15 protein-coding genes are annotated in these 19938 nt (G+C 73.2%); 9 read left to right on the top strand and 6 right to left on the bottom strand.

Annotated elements, in window-relative coordinates; all coding sequences use genetic code 11:
* The first annotated feature begins 28 nt into the window (after positions 1–28).
* Genes WDV06_RS24160 through WDV06_RS24150 form a run of 3 tightly spaced genes read left to right on the top strand, consistent with a single transcriptional unit; the run spans position 29 to position 1946 of the window.
* Entirely contained in the window at positions 29–715 is a 687-nt protein-coding gene (locus WDV06_RS24160) for a response regulator (protein WP_395511879.1), read from the top strand.
* Positions 716–770: 55 nt separating this feature from the next.
* Entirely contained in the window at positions 771–1190 is a 420-nt protein-coding gene (locus tag WDV06_RS24155) for an OB-fold nucleic acid binding domain-containing protein (protein ID WP_395511878.1), read from the top strand.
* 3 nt (positions 1191–1193) lie between these two features.
* On the top strand, positions 1194–1946 hold the full coding sequence (locus WDV06_RS24150; RefSeq protein ID WP_395511877.1) for a DUF3159 domain-containing protein: 753 nt from the start codon (positions 1194–1196) through the stop codon (positions 1944–1946).
* A gap of 60 nt (positions 1947–2006) precedes the next feature.
* Here the strand turns inward: WDV06_RS24150 and WDV06_RS24145 are convergent, their stop codons facing one another.
* Together WDV06_RS24145 and WDV06_RS24140 are read right to left on the bottom strand one after the other, a co-directional pair.
* Positions 2007–2669, bottom strand: a complete 663-nt coding sequence (locus WDV06_RS24145; protein WP_395511876.1) for a potassium channel family protein — start codon at positions 2667–2669, stop codon at positions 2007–2009.
* Positions 2666–3334: a potassium channel family protein gene (locus WDV06_RS24140; protein WP_344166116.1), complete on the bottom strand. Its 669-nt coding sequence runs from the start codon at positions 3332–3334 to the stop codon at positions 2666–2668. The genes WDV06_RS24145 and WDV06_RS24140 overlap by 4 nt, the downstream gene beginning before the upstream one ends.
* A 210-nt stretch (positions 3335–3544) precedes the next feature.
* On the opposite strand from WDV06_RS24140, the gene WDV06_RS24135 reads away from it, so the two are divergent.
* From WDV06_RS24135 to WDV06_RS24115, 5 genes are all read left to right on the top strand, one after another.
* Positions 3545–5599: an APC family permease gene (locus WDV06_RS24135; protein WP_395511875.1), complete on the top strand. Its 2055-nt coding sequence runs from the start codon at positions 3545–3547 to the stop codon at positions 5597–5599.
* A gap of 103 nt (positions 5600–5702) precedes the next feature.
* Complete coding sequence (locus WDV06_RS24130; RefSeq protein ID WP_395511874.1) at positions 5703–7034, top strand: class I SAM-dependent RNA methyltransferase; 1332 nt, start codon at positions 5703–5705, stop codon at positions 7032–7034.
* Positions 7035–7166: 132 nt separating this feature from the next.
* Entirely contained in the window at positions 7167–8834 is a 1668-nt protein-coding gene (locus WDV06_RS24125; RefSeq protein WP_395511873.1) for an SWIM zinc finger family protein, read from the top strand.
* A 690-nt stretch (positions 8835–9524) separates the two neighbouring features.
* Positions 9525–12473: an AfsR/SARP family transcriptional regulator gene (locus WDV06_RS24120; RefSeq protein ID WP_395511893.1), complete on the top strand. Its 2949-nt coding sequence runs from the start codon at positions 9525–9527 to the stop codon at positions 12471–12473.
* Between the two features lie 109 nt (positions 12474–12582).
* A complete protein-coding gene (locus tag WDV06_RS24115; protein ID WP_395511872.1) occupies positions 12583–12804 on the top strand; it encodes a hypothetical protein in 222 nt (73 codons plus the stop codon).
* A gap of 78 nt (positions 12805–12882) precedes the next feature.
* On the opposite strand, the gene WDV06_RS24110 is transcribed toward WDV06_RS24115, so the two are convergent.
* From WDV06_RS24110 to WDV06_RS24095, 4 genes are all read right to left on the bottom strand, one after another.
* Positions 12883–13617, bottom strand: coding sequence for a GNAT family N-acetyltransferase (locus tag WDV06_RS24110; protein ID WP_395511871.1), 735 nt, complete (start codon positions 13615–13617; stop codon positions 12883–12885).
* 128 nt (positions 13618–13745) lie between these two features.
* A complete protein-coding gene (locus WDV06_RS24105) occupies positions 13746–14555 on the bottom strand; it encodes a thioesterase II family protein (RefSeq protein ID WP_395511870.1) in 810 nt (269 codons plus the stop codon).
* A gap of 4 nt (positions 14556–14559) precedes the next feature.
* A complete protein-coding gene (locus WDV06_RS24100) occupies positions 14560–15357 on the bottom strand; it encodes an ABC transporter permease (protein WP_395511869.1) in 798 nt (265 codons plus the stop codon).
* A complete protein-coding gene (locus tag WDV06_RS24095) occupies positions 15354–16382 on the bottom strand; it encodes an ATP-binding cassette domain-containing protein (protein WP_395511868.1) in 1029 nt (342 codons plus the stop codon). The genes WDV06_RS24100 and WDV06_RS24095 overlap by 4 nt, the downstream gene beginning before the upstream one ends.
* A 185-nt stretch (positions 16383–16567) precedes the next feature.
* On the opposite strand from WDV06_RS24095, the gene WDV06_RS24090 reads away from it, so the two are divergent.
* On the top strand, positions 16568–19938 hold a 3371-nt coding region (locus WDV06_RS24090), incomplete at its 3' end, for a condensation domain-containing protein (protein WP_395511867.1).

Raw genomic sequence — 19938 nt, 5'->3', positions numbered from 1 at the left:
TCCCCGAACGACAGAAAGCAGGACCCCCATGACCCGGGTGCTCGTAGTGGACGACGAGCCGCAGATCGTCCGAGCCCTCGTGATCAACCTCAAGGCGCGCAGGTACGAGGTCGACGCCGCGGCCGACGGGGCGGGCGCCCTGGAACTCGCGGCCGCCCGCCACCCCGACGTGATCGTCCTCGACCTCGGCCTGCCCGACATGGACGGGGTGGAGGTGATCAGGGGGCTGCGCGGCTGGACCCGCGTCCCGATCCTCGTCCTCTCCGCCCGGCACAGCTCCGACGAGAAGGTCGAGGCCCTCGACGCGGGCGCCGACGACTACGTCACCAAGCCCTTCGGCATGGACGAGCTGCTGGCCCGGCTGCGCGCCGCCGTCCGCCGGGCCGAGCCGACCGCGGGGGCGGGCGAGGACGAGGTGGTCGTGGAGACCGACGGGTTCACGGTGGACCTCGCGGCCAAGAAGGCGGTCCGCGAGGGGCGCGACGTACGGCTCACCCCCACCGAGTGGCACCTCCTGGAGGTGCTCGTGCGCAACGGCGGGAAGCTGGTCAGCCAGAAGCAGCTCCTCCAGGAGGTCTGGGGACCCTCCTACGGCACCGAGACCAACTACCTGCGGGTCTACATGGCCCAGCTGCGCCGCAAGCTGGAGGCCGACCCCTCGCACCCCCGGCACTTCATCACGGAACCCGGCATGGGCTACCGCTTCGAGAAGTAGCCGGCGGGAGCGGTGGGGCTTCGAGCGGGGGCGGGGGCGCCGGTACGCTTCCTGTATGAGTGCTGAACTGCGTCCCGAGAAGCCCGCGAAACCGGCCAGGCCGGCGGGCCGGTTCCGCCGGATGATAGAGCGGCTGTCCACCTCCCAGGAGGAGCTGCATTCGGCGGAGCTGCAGGAGGACGCGGAAGCCGCGGGGTGCACGCGGATCTGCGACTCCCACGACCGCCAGATAGTCAAGGTGACGGGAACCCTGCGCACCGTCACCCTGCGGCCGCGGGCGGGCGTACCCGCCCTGGAAGCGGAGCTCTTCGACGGCTCGGCCGCGCTGGACGTGGTGTGGCTCGGGCGTCGCTCGATCGTGGGAATCGAGCCCGGGCGGCGCATGATCGCCTCCGGGCGGATCGCGATGAGCCACGGGCGCCGGGTCCTGTTCAACCCGAAGTACGAACTCCGCCCCGTCGGACAGGAGCACTGACCGGTGATGCCACTCGACCGACCGACCACGCCCGAGCCCGCCTCCCCGGGCTCCTCCGCACCTCCTGCCGCCGCCGATGCCTCCGTTCCCACCGCGGACCAGAGGGAGGTCACGCAGGCGGCGCTGTTCGACGCCTTCGGCGGCATCCGGGGCACGGTGGAGACGATGCTCCCCGGCCTGCTGTTCGTGATGATCTACACGATCAACAAGGACGTGACGATGTCCGCCATCGCGGCGGGCGTGGTCGCGGTCCTGCTGGTGATCGTGCGGCTGCTGCGCAAGGACACCGTCAAGCACGCCTTCAGCGGGGTCTTCGGCGTCGGCGTGGGCGTGGCCTTCGCCCTGTTCACGGGCAGCGCCAAGGGCTTCTACCTGCCCGGCATGATCTACGGCGTGGGCCTGGGCGTGGCGTTCACGCTCTCGGCGCTGGTCGGGTTCCCGCTGCTGGGCGTGATCCTGGGGCCGGTGTTCAAGGAGAACCTGTCCTGGCGCACCCGCAACCCCGGCCGCAAGAAGGCGTACACCAAGGCCAGCCTGGCCTGGGGCCTGGTCTTCCTGGCGAAGTACGCGATCCTCTTCCCGCTGTACTGGTGGGGCGACGAGACCCAGCTGGGCTGGGTGCTGATCGCGCTCAAGCTTCCGCCGATGGTGCTGGCCGTGTACTTCACCTGGGTCTTCCTGGCGAAGGCGCCGCCGCCGATCGACGTGATCGCCGAGTACGAGGCCGAGGAGGCCGCCCGCGAGAAGCGGGGCTGAGGCGCGCAACGCGGGAGGGGCGGGGTGACTCCGGTCACCCCGCCCCTCCCGCGCGTTCGGTCAGCGCTTGGCCTGGAGGAGGTCCTCCAGCTGCTCCTCGCGGGCCTGGGCGGCCACGAACAGGAGCTCGTCACCGGGCTCCAGGGTCTCCTCGCCGTGCGGGGTGAGCACCCGGTTGCCGCGGATGATCGTCACCAGCGAGGTGTCCTCGGGCCAGTTGATCTCGCTGATCTGCGTCCCCGCGACGGAGGAGTCCGCCGGCAGCGTCAGTTCGACGAGGTTGGCGTCGCCGTGGCTGAAGCGCAGCAGGCGCACCAGGTCACCGACGCTGACGGCCTCCTCGACCAGAGCCGACATCAGGCGCGGCGTGGAGACCGCGACGTCAACGCCCCAGGACTCGTTGAAGAGCCACTCGTTCTTCGGGTTGTTCACCCGCGCCACGACCCGGGGAACCCCGTACTCGGTCTTGGCGAGCAGCGAGACGACCAGGTTGACCTTGTCGTCACCGGTGGCGGCGATGACCACGTTGCAGCGCTGCAGCGCCGCCTCGTCGAGCGAGGTGATCTCGCAGGCGTCGGCCAGCAGCCACTCCGCCTGCGGCACCCGCTCCACCGAGATGGCGGTCGGCGCCTTGTCCACGAGGAGCACCTCGTGGCCGTTCTCCAGCAGCTCGCCCGCGATGGAGCGGCCCACGGCCCCGGCTCCGGCGATCGCGACCCTCATGCGTGTGCCTCCTCGGGGCCCTCGGCGAAGGCCGCCTCGACCTTGTCGATCTCGTCCGTGCGCATCATCACGTGGACGAGGTCACCCTCCTGGAGCACGGTCTGCGAAGTCGGCAGCATCGCCTCGCCCAGGCGGGTGAGGAACGCGACACGCACGCCCGTCTCCTCCTGGAGCCTGCTGACCTTGTGCCCGATCCAGGCGGGGGAGGTGTGCACCTCCGCGAGCTGGACGCCGCCGCTCGGGTCGCGCCACAGGGGCTCGGCGCCCGACGGCAGCAGGCGGCGCAGCATCTGGTCGGCGGTCCACCGTACGGTCGCGACGGTGGGGATGCCCAGGCGCTGGTAGACCTCGGCGCGCTTGGGGTCGTAGATGCGGGCGGCGACGTTCTCGACGCCGAACATCTCGCGGGCCACGCGGGCGGCGATGATGTTGGAATTGTCACCACTGCTGACCGCGGCAAAGGCTCCGGCCTCCTCGATCCCGGCCTCGCGCAGGGTGTCCTGGTCGAAGCCGACCCCGGTGACGCGGCGGCCGCCGAACGAAGCCCCGAGCCGGCGGAATGCGGTGGGGTCCTGGTCGACCACGGCGACCGTATGCCCCTGCTGCTCCAAGGTCTGCGCGAGGGCGGAGCCCACTCTTCCGCAGCCCATAATGACGATGTGCACGGCCGTCCTTCCGGCTGACAGCGGCTCGCTGGTTTCCAGCCTCATTGCATGCTCTGGCTAAACAGGGTCTCAGACCATGGCCCAAGCTACACACGGGCGGTCACCGGTGTGACCATTTGGGGTCCGCGAGGTGCCTCATTGGCGGCGCATTCGTGAGGATCGGGGACCGGGGGTTCGTCAGCCCGATATCGAACGCTTACGATCCTCTGCGTGTCCAAACTGACCGACGTGCCCAAACGCATCCTGATCGGCCGGGCGCTGCGCAGCGACCGCCTCGGGGAAACGCTCCTCCCCAAGCGGATCGCCCTTCCCGTCTTCGCCTCCGACCCGCTCTCGTCCGTGGCGTACGCCCCCGGCGAGGTCCTGCTGGTCCTGTCGATCGCGGGTGTGTCGGCGTACCACTTCAGCCCCTGGATCGCGGTCGCGGTCGTCGTGCTGATGTTCACCGTCGTGGCTTCCTACCGGCAGAACGTCCACGCGTACCCCAGCGGCGGCGGCGACTACGAGGTCGCCAACACCAACCTCGGCCCCAAGGCCGGGCTGACGGTGGCGAGCGCCCTGCTCGTCGACTACGTCCTGACCGTCGCCGTGTCCATTTCCTCCGGCGTCGAGAATCTCGGCTCCGCCGTCGATTTCGTCATCGAGCACAAGGTGCTCTCGGCGATCATCATGATTCTGCTCCTCACGCTGATGAACCTGCGCGGAGTGAAGGAATCCGGGAAACTCTTCGCGATCCCGACGTACGTGTTCGTCGGCGCCGTCTTCGTCATGATCGGCTGGGGTGCCTGGCGCGGCCTCGCCATGGGAGACACCATGACGGCGCCCACCGCCCACCTGGAGATCAAGGCAGAACACCAGGGGCTGGCCGGCTTCGCGCTGGTCTTCCTGCTGCTGCGCGCCTTCTCCTCCGGCTGTGCCGCCCTGACCGGCGTCGAGGCCATCAGCAACGGCGTCCCGGCCTTCCGCAAGCCCAAGAGCAAGAACGCCGCCACCACCCTCGCCCTCATGGGCGGCCTGGCCGTCACCATGTTCTGCGGGATCATCGGCCTGGCCATGGCCACCGACGTGCGCATGGCCGAGTCCCCGGCCACCAACCTGCTGGACAACGGCGTCCCCGTCGGTGAGGACTTCGTCCAGCACCCGGTGATCTCCCAGGTCGCCGAGGCCGTCTTCGGGGCCGGCAGCCTCCCGTTCGTCATCCTGGCGACGGCCACCGCCCTGGTCCTCTTCCTGGCCGCCAACACCGCGTACAACGGTTTCCCGCTGCTCGGCTCGATCCTCGCCCAGGACCGCTACCTGCCGCGCCAGCTGCACACCCGCGGCGACCGGCTCGCCTTCTCCAACGGCATCGTGCTGCTGGCGGGCGCCGCCATGCTGCTGGTGTGGATCTACGACGCCGACTCCACCAAGCTGATCCAGCTGTACATCGTCGGCGTGTTCGTGTCCTTCACGCTCAGCCAGATCGGCATGGTCCGGCACTGGAACCGCCACCTGGCGACCGAGCGCGACCAGGCCACCCGCCGCCGGATGCACCGCTCCCGGGCCATCAACACCTTCGGTGCGATCTTCACCGGTCTGGTGCTGGTCGTCGTCCTGGCCACCAAGTTCACGCACGGCGCCTGGGTCGCCCTGCTGGGCATGCTGATCTTCTACGGCACGATGACCGCCATCCGGAAGCACTACGACCGGGTCTCCTCCGAGATCGCCGCGGACGAGGGCCCCACCGACGACAGCGTGCGCCCCTCCCGGGTCCACTCCATCGTCCTGGTCTCCAAGGTCCACAAGCCCACCCTGCGCGCCCTGGCCTTCGCCAAGCTGACCCGCTCGGACACCCTGGAGGCGCTCAGCATCAGCGTCGACCCGGCCGAGACCAAGGCGCTCAAGGAGGAGTGGGAGCGGCGCGGCATCAACGTCCCGCTGAAGATCCTCGACTCCCCCTACCGCGAGATCACCCGCCCGGTGGTCGAGTACGTCAAGGGGCTGCGCAGCGAGAACCCGCGCGACGCGGTCAGCGTCTACATCCCCGAGTACGTCGTCGGCCGCTGGTACGAGCACCTGCTGCACAACCAGAGCGCGCTGCGGCTCAAGGGCCGGCTCCTCTTCACCCCCGGCGTCATGGTCACCTCGGTGCCCTACCAGCTGCAGTCCTCCGAGCTCGCCCGCCGGCGGGCCCGCAAGCGCCAGGAGTGGAACGCCCCGGGCGCGGTGCGCCGCGGCCCCGTCGACACCCCGCGGCCGCGTCCGAAGGACCCGGCGGGGAAGTAGGCGGCGGGTGGCGAACGGCCGGGCGGGACCCACGTAGACTGGTGGGTCGGCCGCCCGGCCGTTCCCTTGTTCCACCCCTTGATCTCCCTGGAGCCTCCCCACCATGACCGAGCAGAACGAGAAGCAGTCACTGGTCGGGGAGGAGTACGAGGTCGAGGTCGGCCCCGTCGCGCACGGCGGCCACTGCATCGCCCGCACGGCCGACGGCCGCGTCCTGTTCGTCCGCCACGCCCTCCCCGGCGAGAAGGTCGTCGCGCGCGTGACGGAGGGCGAGGCGGACTCCCGCTTCCTGCGCGCCGACGCGGTCACGGTCCTCACCGCCTCCAAGGACCGCGTCGAGGCCCCCTGCGCCTTCGCCGGCCCCGGCAAGTGCGGCGGCTGCGACTGGCAGCACGCCAAGCCGGGCGCCCAGCGCCGGCTGAAGGGCGAGGTCGTCGCCGAGCAGCTCAAGCGGCTCGCCGGCCTCACCCCCGAGGAGGCCGGCTGGGACGGCACCGTGGCTCCCGCCGAGGGCGACAAGCTCCCGGCCGGCGAGGTCCCGCAGTGGCGCACCCGCGTCCAGTACGCCATCGACGAGGACGGCCGCGTCGGCCTGCGCAAGCACCGCTCGCACGACATCGAGCCCGTCGACCACTGCATGATCGCGGCGCCCGGGGTCTCGGAACTCGGCATCGAGAAGCGCACCTGGCCGGCGATGGCCTCCGTCGAGGCGATCGCCGCCTCCGGCTCGAACGACCGGCAGGTCGTCCTCACCCCGCGCCCGGGCGGCCGCCTCCCGCTCGTCGAGCTGGACAAGCCCGTCTCCGTCCTCCGGGTCGAGGAGAAGGACGGCGGGGTGCACCGCGTCCACGGCCGCCCCTTCGTCCGCGAGCGCGCCGACGGCCGCACCTACCGCGTCGGCATGGGCGGCTTCTGGCAGGTCCATCCGCAGGCCGCCGACACCCTGATCAAGGCCGTCATGCAGGGCCTGATGCCGCGCAAGGGCGAGATGGCCCTCGACCTCTACTGCGGCGTCGGCATCTTCGCGGGCGCCCTCGCCGAGCGCCTGGGCGAGACCGGGGCGGTGCTCGGCATCGAGTCGGGCAAGCGCGCGGTGGAGGACGCCCGCCACAACCTGGCGGACTTCCCGCGGGTCCGCATCGAACAGGGCAAGGTCGACACCGCCCTCCCGCGCACCGGCATCACGGAGTGCGACCTGATCGTCCTGGACCCCCCGCGCGCGGGCGCCGGCAAGCAGACGGTCCGCCACATCGCGAGCCTCTCGGCCCGCCGCATCGCCTACGTCGCCTGCGACCCGGCGGCCCTCGCCCGCGACCTGGGCTACTTCCGCGAAGCCGGCTACAAGCCCCGCACCCTCCGCGTCTTCGACCTCTTCCCGATGACCCACCACGTGGAGTGCGTCGCGATCCTGGAGCCGATCCGCGAGGACGCCTGACCTGCGGCGTGGAGAGCTTGGGCGCATCCGCGTCTCCGTTGGCCCCCGGGCCCGGCGACACCACCCCCGGGTCTTCCGTTCGCCTGGGGGAAACGGTCATGTTGGGCTCTGCGGTCGGTAGGGTGTGGGGGCGTGGGCGGGCTTACGGAAGTGGAGCTGAGGGCGCTGGCCGGGGAGCGTTCGTTCGCGCGTGGACTCGGTTATGTCGACGCCGTGGCCGGGATCGAGGTCGGCGACGGCTGGGTCAGGGCCTCGGTCAGTGGTACGGAGCGCTATGAGGTGGAGCTGCTCCTGAGTCGGCGCAGCGGGCCGACGGGGACGTGCGACTGCCCGTACGGGCAAGAGGGGAACTTCTGCAAGCACCTGGTCGCGCTCGGTCTGGCCGTGATCGCCCGGGAGGCCGACCTGCCCCGGCAGCAGGAGGCGGCCCGCGCGCGGGCCCGTGGCTTCGACGCCTGGCTGGCCGGCCTGTCACAGGCCGACCTGCTCGCTCTCGTACGGGAGGAGATCGCCGGGGACCGCGACCTCCGGCGCCGCCTCGAACTGCGGGCGGCCGGTGCCCGGGGAGACCTGGCCGGCGTCCGGTCCCGTGTCCGGGAGCTCCTCGACATCGGCCCGTTCGCCCGGTACGGACACGTCGAGTACGCCGACGCCCGGGCATACGCCGGCCAGGCGGGGCAGGCGGCTTCCGCGATCAGGTCGCTGACGGCCTCGGGCCGCGCGGCCGACGCCGTGGCCCTGGCGCGAGAGGCGATCGGCCTGCTGCACGGCGTGGCCGAGTGCGTCGACGACTCCGACGGCCGGCTCGGCCGGATCGGCATCGACCTCGCCGAGGTCCACTACGAGGCTTGCCGTGAGGCCCGCCCCGCCCCGGAGGAGCTCGCGCAGTGGCTGGTGGCCCACGCGCTCGACGACGCGGCCGAGCTGACGGACATCGACCCGCTCGACTACGAGGACCTGCTGGGCGAGCGGGGGATGACCGCCCTGCGCCGGCACGCCGTCGACGCCTGGCAGGCCAACCGTTCGGGGTGGGCGGAGAAGTACCTGATGGAACGCCTCGCGAAGGCGGGACGGGACATCGACACGGTGATCGCCGTACACGCCGCCGACCTCGCGCCGAACGGCCACACCCACCTGCTGATCGCCCGCGAGCTCGACACCGCCGGCCGTGCCGCGGAAGCCCTGGCATGGGCCGAGCGCGGCATCCGCGAGGCGGAGGATGCGGCCACCGTCGACACCGCCCTGATCGACCACCTCGCCGACCGCTACCAGCGCGGCGGCAGGCTCGCCGACGCCGTCACCCTGCGCCGCGACCACTTCGCCGCCCGCCGCACCCTGATCACCTACCGGCAGCTGCGCGCCGCGGCCGAGGCCGCCGCCTGCTGGCCGTCCGAGCGGGAGAAGGCCCTGGATCTCCTGCGGGCCGATGCCGGCCGGAGGCACACCCACGGCGGCCGGGTCCTCGTCGACGTCCTCCTGGACGACGAGGACCTCGACGCCGCCTGGGCGGCGGCCGGCGAGCACGGCGCCCACGATGGCCAGTGGCTCACCCTCGCCGACCGCTCCCGCGCGACCCGCCCCGCCGACGCCCTCGCCGTCTACCTCCGGCTGGCCGGCCGCCTCACCCGTGAGACCGGCAACCACACCTACGAACAGCTCGTCAGTCTGCTCCTCGGCATGCGGGACTGCCACCGCCGCCTCGGTACGCCGGACGGCTTCACCGCGTACGTCACCGGCCTGCGTGCCTCGCAGAAGCGCAAGCGGAACCTGATCCGGCTGATGGACGAGCACGGGTTGTGAGTGCCCGCTGTGGCGCTGGGCGGCTGCCTCACCGGCCCGGCCGGCGGTGCGGAGACGTCTGCGCAGGGGCGGAGCGGGGCGGCTTGGACGGGCCCCGGGCCGGAAGGCCTCGGTCGAGGACGGCCCGGGGCCTCGGGATCCGGAATCGTCCGCCGCGTTCCCGGGGAGCGGCGTCCGGGTCGAGGAGGAGGCGGCCCTTGGGCAGTTGCCGGCGGACCTGGTGTGATGCGGATTGCTCCTTGGCCTTTGTGACATCCGTGTGACGGTTCGCCGGGTGTGCGGGGGGTGGCGGCGAGTGGTCCGCTCCTAACCAGCCGTGTGGGCAACTAATCGGCCTGTTCTCGACCCTCCCCCCGGCGGTTTCTGGCGGGAACCATGCGGCATGATCTACAAGGCTTTGTCTGTACGGGGGCGGGGAGGCCTGCGGGGGAAGTGGCCCGGATGGCGGGCCCTGGGGCATCGGTGGTGTTGGCCGGTGGTGGAGCGGTCCCGTGGGAGGGGGCCGTCCGCGGGTGTTCCCGGGGCCTTGACCGGCCGTCCGGCCGGAGCCCGATGGCCTGTTACCGACCCGGCCCGCCGGCTGCCCGTGGCGGGAACCGTGCGACATTGCTCGACGTGGCAGATCTGTAAGCGGACGGGGGAGGTCCGGTGGGGGAACGACTTGGATTCAGGGTGCTCGGGCCCTTGGCGGTGACCGCGGGGGACCGCAGCGTTCAGGTGGGCGGGGCCCGGCAGCGGGCCATTCTCGCCCTGCTGATCCTCAGTCCCGGGCGCGTGGTCCCGGTCGACACGCTCGTCGACGTCGTGTGGAACGGCAAGCCGCCGGCGACGGCCCGTACCCAGGTGGCCATCTGTGTCGCCGCGCTGCGCAAGACCTTCAAGGCGGAGGGCGCCGGCGACGACGTCATCGTCACCGTGCATCCGGGCTACCTGCTCAACACCAAGGAGCACGACGTCGACTGGGTCGACTTCGCGACCCTGGTCGGCGAGGCCGAGCAGGACGCCCGGGACGGGCGGCTCGCCGAGGCCGCCCAGAGTTACGCCCGGGCACTCGCCCTGTGGCGGGGCCCGGCGCTCTCCGGGGTGATGGGACGCCCGGTCGAGGACGAGGCCGGCCGGCTGGAGGAGTACCGGCTCAACGCGTTCGACGACTCGACCGCCGTGCAGCTGGCGCTGGGCCACCACCACGAGGTCGCGCCGGAGCTGGCCGCCGTCGTACGGGAGCACCCGCTGCGCGAGCGCACCCTCGGGCACCTGATGCTGGCCCTCTATCGGTCCGGCCGCCGGGCGGAGGCGATGGAGGCCTTCCGCCGGGTGCGCAAGCAGTTCATCGACGAGCTGGGCCTCGAACCCGGCCCCGACCTGCAGAACCTGCACGACGCGATCCTCCAGGACGACCCCTCTCTCGACGCCCCCAAGTCCGCCGCCCCCGCGCCGGCGGCCGGGGCCGGGTCCACGGCCGCCGAGCCGCGCGTGGTCCCTTCCGAACTCCCCCCGGACATCCCGGGGTTCATCGGCCGCGCCGGCGAACTGCGCGGCCTCGACACCCTGGTGTCCGAGGACGGCGGCACGAGCGGGCCCAGGGTGGGGCTGATCACCGGGGTGGCCGGCGTCGGCAAGACCGGCCTCGCGGTGCGCTGGGCACACCGCGTCCACGACCGGTTCCCCGACGGCCGCCTCTACGCCGAGATGCGCGGCTACGACGGCCACCACACCCCCACCGAGGCGGGCGACGTCCTCAGCCGCTTCCTGCGGTCGCTCGGCGTGCCCAGCGATCAGGTCCCGCCCGGCCTGGAGGAGCGGACGGCCCTCTACCGGTCGCTGCTGGCCGGCCGCCGGATGCTCATCGTCCTCGACAACGTCCGCAGCTACACGCAGGTCAAGGACCTGCTGCCGGGCGTCGGCGAGTGCTGTGTCGTGATCACCAGCCGGGAGCAGCTGGAGGAGCTGGTCACCTGGCCGCCGCAGGCCCGGGTGCACCTGGGCGTGCTCTCCGAGAAGCAGGCGGTCGACCTGCTGGGCGCGATCGTCGGCGAGTCCCGGCTCGCCGGAACGCCCTCCGAGGCGGTCGCCCTGGCCCAGCTGTGCGACCGGCTGCCGCTGGCGCTGCGGATCGCGGCGGCCCGGCTGGCCTCCAAGCCGCACTGGACGGTCCGGCACATGGTCGACCGCCTCCGCTGCGAACGCAACCGGCTCGACGAGCTCAGCCAGGGGGAGTCCCAGGTCCGGGCCAGCCTCGAACTCAGCTACCGCTACCTGTGCCCGAACGCGGCCCACCTGTACCGCAGTCTGGGCCTGCTGACGGCCCCGGACTTCGCCGCCTGGGCCGCGGCCGCCCTGCTCGACATCGAGGTCAGGGCGGCCGAGGGGCTGATCGAGCAGCTCGTCGACGCCCAGTTCCTCGAAGTGGTCGGCATCGACGCGACCGGCCACATGCGCTACCGCTTCCAGAACCTGCTGCGGCTGTACGCGGGGGAGTGCGCGGAGCGGGAGGAGAGCGAGGAGCAGCGGTGGTCCGCCCGCGACCGGCTCTTCCGCACCTACCTGACCCTCGCCGAGGAGGCCCACCGCCGGGAGTACGGCGGGGACTACAGCGTCCTGCACGGCTCGACGGTGCGCCGGCCGCTGGCCCCGGCGCTGACCGACGCACTGCTGGTCGCACCCCTGGAGTGGTTCGAGGCGGAACGGCTCTCCCTGCGGACGGTGATCGACCAGGGGGCCGAACTCGGCATGGACGAGCTGGTCTGGGACCTGACGGTGTCGATGGCCGTGCTCTTCGAGACCCGCAACTACATCGAGGACTGGCGGCTGTGCGCCGAGCGCGCACTGGCCGCCACCCGCGCCTCGGGCAACCTGCGCGGGCAGGCCACCATGCTGACGGACCTCGGCGCCGTCGAGCTGCGGCTGCGCAACCTGCCGCTCACCGCCGTACGGCTGGAGGAGGCGCTGGCCCTGCACATCGAGGTCGGCGAGCGCCACGGTGAGGCGCTGACCCTGCGGAACCTGGCGATCCACGACCGGATGCAGGGCGACCTGGACACCGCGATGCGGCGGCTGGAGGTGGCCCGGGAGATCTTCCAGGAGGTGGGCGACCGTTCCTCCGAGGCGCACACGATGAACAACATGGCGCAGATCGAACTGGACCTGGGCCGGCCGGAGGCGGCCGTCCGCCACGGTCTGGAGGCGGTGCGGCTCTCGGAGAGCACGGGCCGGGGCGGGGCGCGGGGCGTGGCGCAGAGCACCCACCGGCTCGCCCGCGCCTACCTGGCGCTGGGGCGTGCGGAGCAGGCGCAGGAGGCGTTCCTGCGCGTGGTGCACATCGTCAAGGAGAAGTCCGACATGGTCGGGCTCTCGCACGCGCTGCTGGGACTGGGCGAGGCCCGGCTCCTCGCCGGGGCCGGACAGCAGGCCCTCGACACGCTGACCGACGCCCTGGACATCGCCTCCCGGATCTCCAGCCCGCTGGTGGAGGGGCAGATCAACCTGGCCATCGGTGAGGCGCTGCGGTCCCTGGGCCGGTCCGGAGCCGAGGAGTACCTGTCCGCGGCCCAGGCCATCTTCGACCGCATCGGGGCCAGACCCTGGCAGGAGCGGGCCGCCCTCGCCGTCCGTTCACCCGGCGGCCGAGCGGGATCGTGACGCCCCGCCCCGGCCCCGTCGTTCGGGTTTTCCCCCATGGTCGCGGGCGTCCGGCGCCGATAGCGTTCCTTGCGTCGGCCATGCACCACAGGGGAGAAGGGCGCGCACCATGGACGCCACGGCAGGGGCCGTCATCGCGGCGGCCGTCATGCTCAGCTGCACGATGCTGGTCGTCGGCGCACTGTTGTGGTTCTCCACGGGCCACACCCGTCGCCGCTACTCCGCCGTCGAGCGGCTCGCCGCGGAACAGCGGGCGCTGCGCGACGACCTGAGCGAGGTCTCCGGCCGGGTCGTTGCGGTCCAGCGGCTCCTGGAGGACGCGGTCGAGTGAGACGGTGAGGGGCACCGGCAACCCCGGAGGGGCGGCATCCGAGGAGGCCGCCCCTCCGGCGTACCGGCTCCGTCGGGCTCACCAGGCGTCGAGGGTGACGCTGGTGAACTCCTGCACGGTGCGGTAGCCGAGCCGTTCGTACACCCGGTGTGCGGTCTGCTCCGTCGAGAGGTGGGCCAGGCTGCACCAGGGCGCACCGCCCTCCAGCGCGCGGCGGGTCAGCCACGCGGTGACGGCCGCGGCCAGGCCCTGGCCCCGGTGGGCCGGCGCCGTGGCGACGGAGGCGATGTGCGGGGCCCCGGTTCCCTCGCGCAGCAGCAGCGCCCCGACGCTCGCGAGGCCGCCGTCGCCGGCCCGCAGGCCCGCCCACAGGTGGACCTCGGGGGCTCCCGGGCGCACCGAGTGGCCGGGACTCGCGGCGTTGAGGAGGTCCGCCAGCTCGGGGCCGGGCGCGAGGGGGACGACGTCCTCCTCGCGCGGCTGGGGCGGCGGGGCCGTCCGGGTCGTCATCAGCTCCCACTCCTGCGCCTCCCCTTCGGGCAGGGGGACGGCGCCGCGGGGCACGGTGAGCACGTACGGCGCCTCGGGGAGGTCGGCCAGGACGGCCGCGCCGAGGGCGGCCGCCGCGGCGGGCGCGCCGACCACCGTGACGGTGGCGGCGGGTTCCCCGGCGGGGCCCGAGCCGTAGGCGGCGGCACCGGGCAGCGACCAGGCGGGGCCGCTCCAGGTGGGGGGGATCAGCTCACGGGTCCACGCGTCGTCGGTGACGGCGAGGACGTCGGCGCCTGCGCGGAGGCGTAAAACGGGCTGCATCGGCAGCTCCCTGTGTGGTGGTGGGATGGCGGAACCGCGCACGCTCGGGCCCGTACCGGCCGGGGGACAGCCGGTACGGGCGGTTGTGGGGGGCGTGCGGGGCGTGCGGGGCGTGGGGGGTGTGGGGGTCAGGCGCCGGGACGCCCCGGCAGGGGGGAGGCGAGGGCGCCGGCCAGTGCGGTGAGCCGTGCGCCGACCTCCTCCAGCAGGGCGTCGGCGTGCGGCACCAGGTAGAAGTGGTCGCCCGGGAACGGGACGGCCGAGAACGCTCCGGGGCTGGTGTCGGCCCAGGAGAGGACCGAGTCGACGGGGACGTCGGAGTCCTGCGTGCCGTAGAACGCGGCGACCGGGACGCCCAGTCGACGGAGCCGTGCCTCGCCGGCGTAGGCCTCCAGGAGCCGGTAGTCGGCGCGGAGCGCGGGCAGGACGAGGTCGAGCAGGTCCGGGTGGTCGAGCGCGGGCGCCATGGGCCCGCCGCGCCGGCGGACGTCGGCGACCAGGGCCTCGTCGTCGTCGAAGCGAAACACCGGCAGCCGGTGCGGGGCGGCCCGTCCGGAGACCATGAGCAGCCGGGGGCCGCGGGCGCTGCCGCCCAGCCGCAGCGCGACCTCGTACGCCACCGAGGCGCCCATGCTGTGGCCGAAGAACGCCGTGGGGACCTCGGGCAGTTCACCGAGGGCGGCGGCGACCGGGTCGGCGAGCGCGGCCATGGAGGTGACCGGCGCGTCGGCTATCCGGTCCTCGCGGCCCGGGTAGCGCACCGCGAGCACCTCGGTGTCCGGCGACAGCCGCCCCGGCCAGGCGCGGAAGAAGCTGGCGGCTCCGCCCGCGTGCGGGAAGCAGACCAGGCGGACGCGGGGCCGGGCCGGGGCGTGCAGGGCGCGCAGCCAGGTGGCGGCCGGGGTACCGGTGGTCAGGGGGGTCGTCATCGTCGTCATCGTGCTACCGCCTCCTGCGGAACTGGCGGGCGGCCAGCGGGGCGAGCACGGCGATCATGCCGAGGCTCCAGGCCAGCGCCGCGATCACGTGGTGGCCCGCGGGGGTGCCGGTCAGCAGGGCGCGGGAGGCGTCCACCACCGAACTCATGGGATTGTGCGCGACGAGGAACCCCAGCCAGCCGGGCATCGTGCCGGGTGCCACGAAGATGGAGCTGCCGAACTGCAGCGGCACCATGGCCAGCATGCCCACGCTCTGCACCGTCTCGATGGTGCGGGCGGTCAGTCCGATCAGCGCGTGCAGCCAGGCCAGCGCGATCCCGTACAGCAGGATCAGGGCGATGGCGGCGGCCGCCCGGACCGGGCCGGTCTGCACCCGGAACCCGATCAGCAGGGCGAACGCGAACACCACGAGCAGGCTGACCAGCATCCGCAGGGCGTCGGCGAGGATCCGGCCGGCGAGGACCGCCGCCGGGGCCATCGGCAGGGTGCGGAACCGGTCCATCACACCGTTGCCGAAGTCGACGTTGAGGCTGATGCCGGAGGTGCGCGAGGCGATGGTGGTGGTCAGCGCCATGATGCCGGGCATCACGTACTGGCGGTAGGCGGCGGCGCTGCCCGAGATCGCGCCGCCGAAGATGTAGACGAAGATCAGGGCGAAGACGACCGGCATCAGCGTGGCGTCGAGGATCTGCCCCGGGCTGCTGAGCACCTTGCGCAGGTTGCGCCGGGTGATGGCCAGGGTGTGGGTGACGGCCCGGCCCGCCGCCGAGGGGATGCCGCCCGTGGCGACGGCGGAACTCATGCCGCGCTCCTGGTGGTCTCGGCGCCGGTGCGGCCGGCGGTGGTCAGGGGGGCGACCGGCGCGGCCCCGTCCTGCGGTGCGGCCGGAGCGGCGGTCAGCGTGAGGAAGACGTCGTCGAGGCTGGGCACCCGGGTGTCGAGCCGGGCGATCGGGAGGCCGCAGGCGCCGAGCACCCGCACCGCCTCCGTGATCAGCCGGCCCTCGTGGTCCAGCGGCAGCCGGACCAGCCCGTCCCGCTCGTCCACCCCGACCGGCCCCAGGCCCGCCCGTTCCAGGGCGCGGCGCACCGCGGGCAGGTCCCCGCTGAGCTGGGGGGTCACGTGGAGCACCGGGCCGCCGATGCGCTCGCGCAGCTCCAGTGCGGTGCCGGAGGCGATGACCTCGCCCCGGTCGATGACCGTGATCGCGTCGGCGAGCGCCTCGGCCTCCTCCATGTACTGGGTGGTGAGCAGCACGGTCGTCCCGTTCGCGGCGAGGCCGCGCACCTCGTTCCACAGGGCGTTGCGGCTCTGCGGGTCGAGGCCCGTGGTGGGCTCGTCGAGGAAGAGGACTTTCGGCTCCCCGAGGAGGCTGGCGGCCAGGTCGAGACGGCGCCGCATTCCTCCGGAATAGCCCTTCGCCGGACGTCCGCCGGCCTCGGTGAGGTGGAACCGCTCCAGCATCGCGTCGGCGCTCGCACGTGCCTGGGCGCGGCCCATGCTCAGCAGCCGGCAGATCAGGTAGAGGTTCTCCCAGCCGGATATGTCCTCGTCGACGGCGGCGTACTGCCCGGTCATCCCGATCAGGCAGCGCACCTCGCGGGCCTGGCGCGCCACGTCGTAGCCGTGGATGAGCGCCCGCCCGGAATCGGGCCTGACCAGGGTGGACAGCATGCGCACGGTCGTCGTCTTGCCCGCCCCGTTGGGGCCGAGCAGGCCGAGCACGGTGCCCTCGGGCACGTCGAAGGAGACACCCCGCACGGCGCGGGTCTCCCCGAATGTCTTAGCCAGGTCTTCTACGCGTATCGCAGGGGTCGTGATCGTCATCGGATCGATCCTCTCGGTGTCCGCAGGAACAGCGGCGACGCAGAGGCTAGGACGCCCTTTTATCGATGACTTATCGAAATGGTTCGAGGCGGCGGCCGGGCGGCCGAAACGCTCTCGATAACGCCATGAAAAACCGGCTCCTTAATGTCCGAGGCATGTGGAACGCGAATTGAGGAGTCGGAACGATGTCAGGTGAGGCGATACGGGACCTGCGGCCGGCCGGGCAGTCCCCGGTACGGACGGGTCTGCTGCGACGGCTCGCGGAGCACGCGGCCGCCACCCCGGACGGCATCGCGGTGTCCGGTGCGCGGACGCGGTTGAGCTACCGGGAGTTCGACCGCATGACCGCCGGGCTCGCCGCCCGGCTGCGGGAGTCGGGAATCGGGGCGGGCGACACGGTCGCCGTCCACGCACGGCGCACGCCGGCACTGGCCCTCGCACTCGTGGCCGTCGCCCGCAGCGGCGCGGCCTTCCTGGTGTGCGACTCCGCGCACCCGGCCGGCCGCCTGCGGCTCCAGGCCGGGCAGGCGCAGGTGAAGGCATGGCTCGCCTGCGACCCCGGGGGCGTCCCCGACGGGCTCGCGGACGGCCTGCCGGTGATCGACGTGCTCGGCGCCGCCCCCGGCACCGGCGGCACGGAGCCCACGCCGGCCGACGCCGGCGGCGGGACCGCCTACGTCGCCTTCACCTCCGGCACCACCGGCCGCCCGCGGGGCATCGTCGGCGGCTGGGAGCCGGTCGAGCACTTCATCGAGTGGTACGTCGCCGCGTACGGCATCGACGCCACGGTGCGCGGCGCCGTGCTCTCCGGACTCGGCCACGACCCGCTGCTGCGCGACGTGTTCGTCCCGCTGTGGAGCGGCGGCACGGTGGTCTTCCCCGAAGCCGACGTGCGCGAGGCCCACGCGATCGGCCAGTGGCTCGCCGACGAGCGGATCACCCTCGCCCACCTGACCCCGGGACTCGGCGACGCGCTCGCCGACAGCGCCCCCGAAGGCGGCTGGCCCGCGCTCCGCCTGGTCGGCTTCGGCGGCGAGGCGCTGGCCTGGCACACCGTCGACGCCTGGACCGCACACGCCCCCCACGCCCGCGTCCTCAACCTCTACGGCACCACCGAGACCCCCCAGGCGGTCTCCGTGTACGCCGCCGCCGAACCCGGCCGCCCCGCCCCCCGCCGGTACGGCGCCAGGGTCCCCCTCGGACCGGGCATCGACGGGGTCGAACTGGCCGTGGAAGCGGGCGGGCTCGTCGTCCGCACCCCCTACCTGGCCCGCTACGCCGACGACACCGCCCCCGAGGGCTTCGCCGGCAGCTACGCCACCGGGGACCAGGTGCGCGTCCTGCCCGACGGCACCCTGGAGTTCACCGGCCGCCGCGACGACCAGCTCAAGATCCGCGGCCACCGCGTGGAGCCCGCCGAGACCGAGGCCGCGCTGCTCGCCGCCCCCGGTGTCGCCCGGGCCGTCGTCACGGTGCAGGGCGACGCGCTGATCGCGCACGTCGTCGCCGCGCCGGGCCACCGCGTCCACCCGGACGAGGTCCGCCTGTTCGCGGCCGCCCGCCTGCCCGAGTACGCGGCTCCCGCCCACGTCGCCGTCCACGATGCCCTGCCGCTCACCCCCAACGGCAAGATCGACCGGGCCGCGCTGGCCGCACCGCGTGCCGCAGCCGAACGCCGGACCCCGCGCACCGCCCGCCAGGAGATCCTCTGCGGCCTGTTCGCGGAGGTGCTCGGCGTCCCGCAGATCGGCCCGGACGACGACTTCTTCGTCCTCGGCGGCCACTCGCTGAAGGCCAACCGCCTCGTCAACCGCATCCGCCGGATCCTCGGCGTCTCCATCCCGGTCAACGCCGTCTTCGACGCCCCCACCCCCGCCCGCCTCGACCGCAGGCTGGAGACCGCCGGCGGCGGCCGGGCGGAGCTCGCCCCCGCCGTCCGCCCCGAGCGGCTGCCGCTGTCCAGCGCCCAGCGCAGGCTCTGGTTCGTCCAGCAGCTCGACGCGGACGACACCTCGTACAACATCGCCCTCACGCTGGAGCTGACCGGCCCGCTCGACCGGCAGGCGCTCGCCGCCGCGCTCGGCGACCTCACCGACCGGCACGAGGTGCTGCGCACCGTCTACCGCCAGCAGGCGGGCGAGCCCTTCCAGCTGGTCCTCGACCGCGCGCACCCCGAGCTCCACACCGTGGACGCCACCCCGGACGGCCTGGCCGACGAGCTCACCCGCCAGGCACGCCACCGCTTCGACCTCGCGGCCGAGCCACCACTGCGGACCGTCCTGCTGGCCACCGCCCCCGAGCGGCACACCCTGCTCGTCCTGCTCCACCACATCGCGGCCGACGGCGCCTCCTTCGGCCCGCTCGCCCAGGACCTGTCCACCGCCTACACCGCCCGGCTCGCGGGCCGCGCGCCCGGCGGCGAGGGACTTCCCGTCCAGTACGCCGACTTCACCCTGTGGCGGCAGCGCGTCGAGCGCCCCGAGGACGACCTCGCGCACTGGGAGGAGCGCCTCGCGGGCCTGCCCGACGTCCTGGAGCTGCCCACCGACCGGCCCCGGCCCCCCGTGGCGTCCGGCCGCGGCGGCCGGGTCAGGTTCACCGTCCCGGCCGACCTGCACGAGCGGCTCACCGTCCTCGCCCGGCGCACCGGCACCACCCTGTTCATGACGGTCCAGGCGGGCATTGCCGCGCTGCTCACCCGCCTGGGAGCCGGCACCGACATCCCCATCGGCACCGCCACCTCGGGCCGTTCCGACGAGCTCCTCGACGGCCTGATCGGCTGCTTCAACAACACGGTGTGCCTGCGCACCGACACCTCGGGCGCCCCCACGTTCCTGGAGCTGCTGGGCCGGGTCCGCGAGGGCGACCTCGCCGACTTCGCCCACCAGGACCTGCCGCTCGACCGGCTGGTGGAACACCTCAACCCCGTCCGCTCGCTCGCGTACCACCCGCTGTTCCAGACCATGCTCACCTTCCAGGGCGCCGAGCTGACCTCCTTCTCGCTGCCCGGCCTCGACGTCACCCTCGACACCGTCGACCGCCGCGCGGCCAAGGTCGACCTGTCCTTCCTCTTCGAGGAGGCGCCCTCCGGCGCCGAGGGCGCGCGCGGCCTCACCGGAACCCTGGAGTACGCCGCCGACCTGTTCGACCACGCCAGCGCCGAACTCCTCGCGGCCCGGCTGGTACGCCTCCTCACCGCCGCGGCGGCCGAACCCGAGCTGTCCATCGGCGACCTGGAGGTCATGGACGAGGCCGAGCGCGAGCGGATCCTCGTCGAGTGGAACGACACCGCCCGCCCGCTCGCCGAGGCCACCCTCCCCGAACTGTTCGAGCGGCAGGCGCTGCGCACCCCGGGCGCCCCCGCCGTCGAACACGCCGGTGTCGGCCTGACCTACCGCGAGCTGGGCGAGCGCGCCAACCGGATCGCCCGCCGCCTCATCTCCCTCGGCGCCGGCCCCGAGACCTACGTGGCCGTCGCCCTCGACCGCTCCACCGACCTGGTCGCCACCCTCCTCGGCATCGCCAAGGCGGGCGCCGCCTACCTGCCGCTGGACCT

The organism is Streptomyces racemochromogenes (assembly GCF_044129415.1).
Lineage (GTDB): Bacteria > Actinomycetota > Actinomycetes > Streptomycetales > Streptomycetaceae > Streptomyces > Streptomyces racemochromogenes_A.
The sequence above is the reverse complement of the archived record's forward strand: the minus strand, read 5'-3'. Positions and strand labels throughout refer to the sequence as shown.

Excerpts from the sequence above, each read along its gene's own strand:
- WDV06_RS24100 (WP_395511869.1), bottom strand. The coding sequence starts at position 15,357 with ATGAGTTCCGCCGTCGCCACGGGCGGCATCCCCTCGGCGGCGGGCCGG.
- WDV06_RS24110 (WP_395511871.1), bottom strand. The coding sequence starts at position 13,617 with ATGCAGCCCGTTTTACGCCTCCGCGCAGGCGCCGACGTCCTCGCCGTC.
- WDV06_RS24145 (WP_395511876.1), bottom strand. The coding sequence starts at position 2,669 with ATGAGGGTCGCGATCGCCGGAGCCGGGGCCGTGGGCCGCTCCATCGCG.
- WDV06_RS24160 (WP_395511879.1), top strand. The coding sequence starts at position 29 with ATGACCCGGGTGCTCGTAGTGGACGACGAGCCGCAGATCGTCCGAGCC.
- WDV06_RS24155 (WP_395511878.1), top strand. The coding sequence starts at position 771 with ATGAGTGCTGAACTGCGTCCCGAGAAGCCCGCGAAACCGGCCAGGCCG.
- WDV06_RS24095 (WP_395511868.1), bottom strand. The coding sequence starts at position 16,382 with ATGACGATCACGACCCCTGCGATACGCGTAGAAGACCTGGCTAAGACA.
- WDV06_RS24115 (WP_395511872.1), top strand. The coding sequence starts at position 12,583 with ATGGACGCCACGGCAGGGGCCGTCATCGCGGCGGCCGTCATGCTCAGC.
- WDV06_RS24105 (WP_395511870.1), bottom strand. The coding sequence starts at position 14,555 with ATGACGACGATGACGACCCCCCTGACCACCGGTACCCCGGCCGCCACC.
- WDV06_RS24130 (WP_395511874.1), top strand. The coding sequence starts at position 5,703 with ATGACCGAGCAGAACGAGAAGCAGTCACTGGTCGGGGAGGAGTACGAG.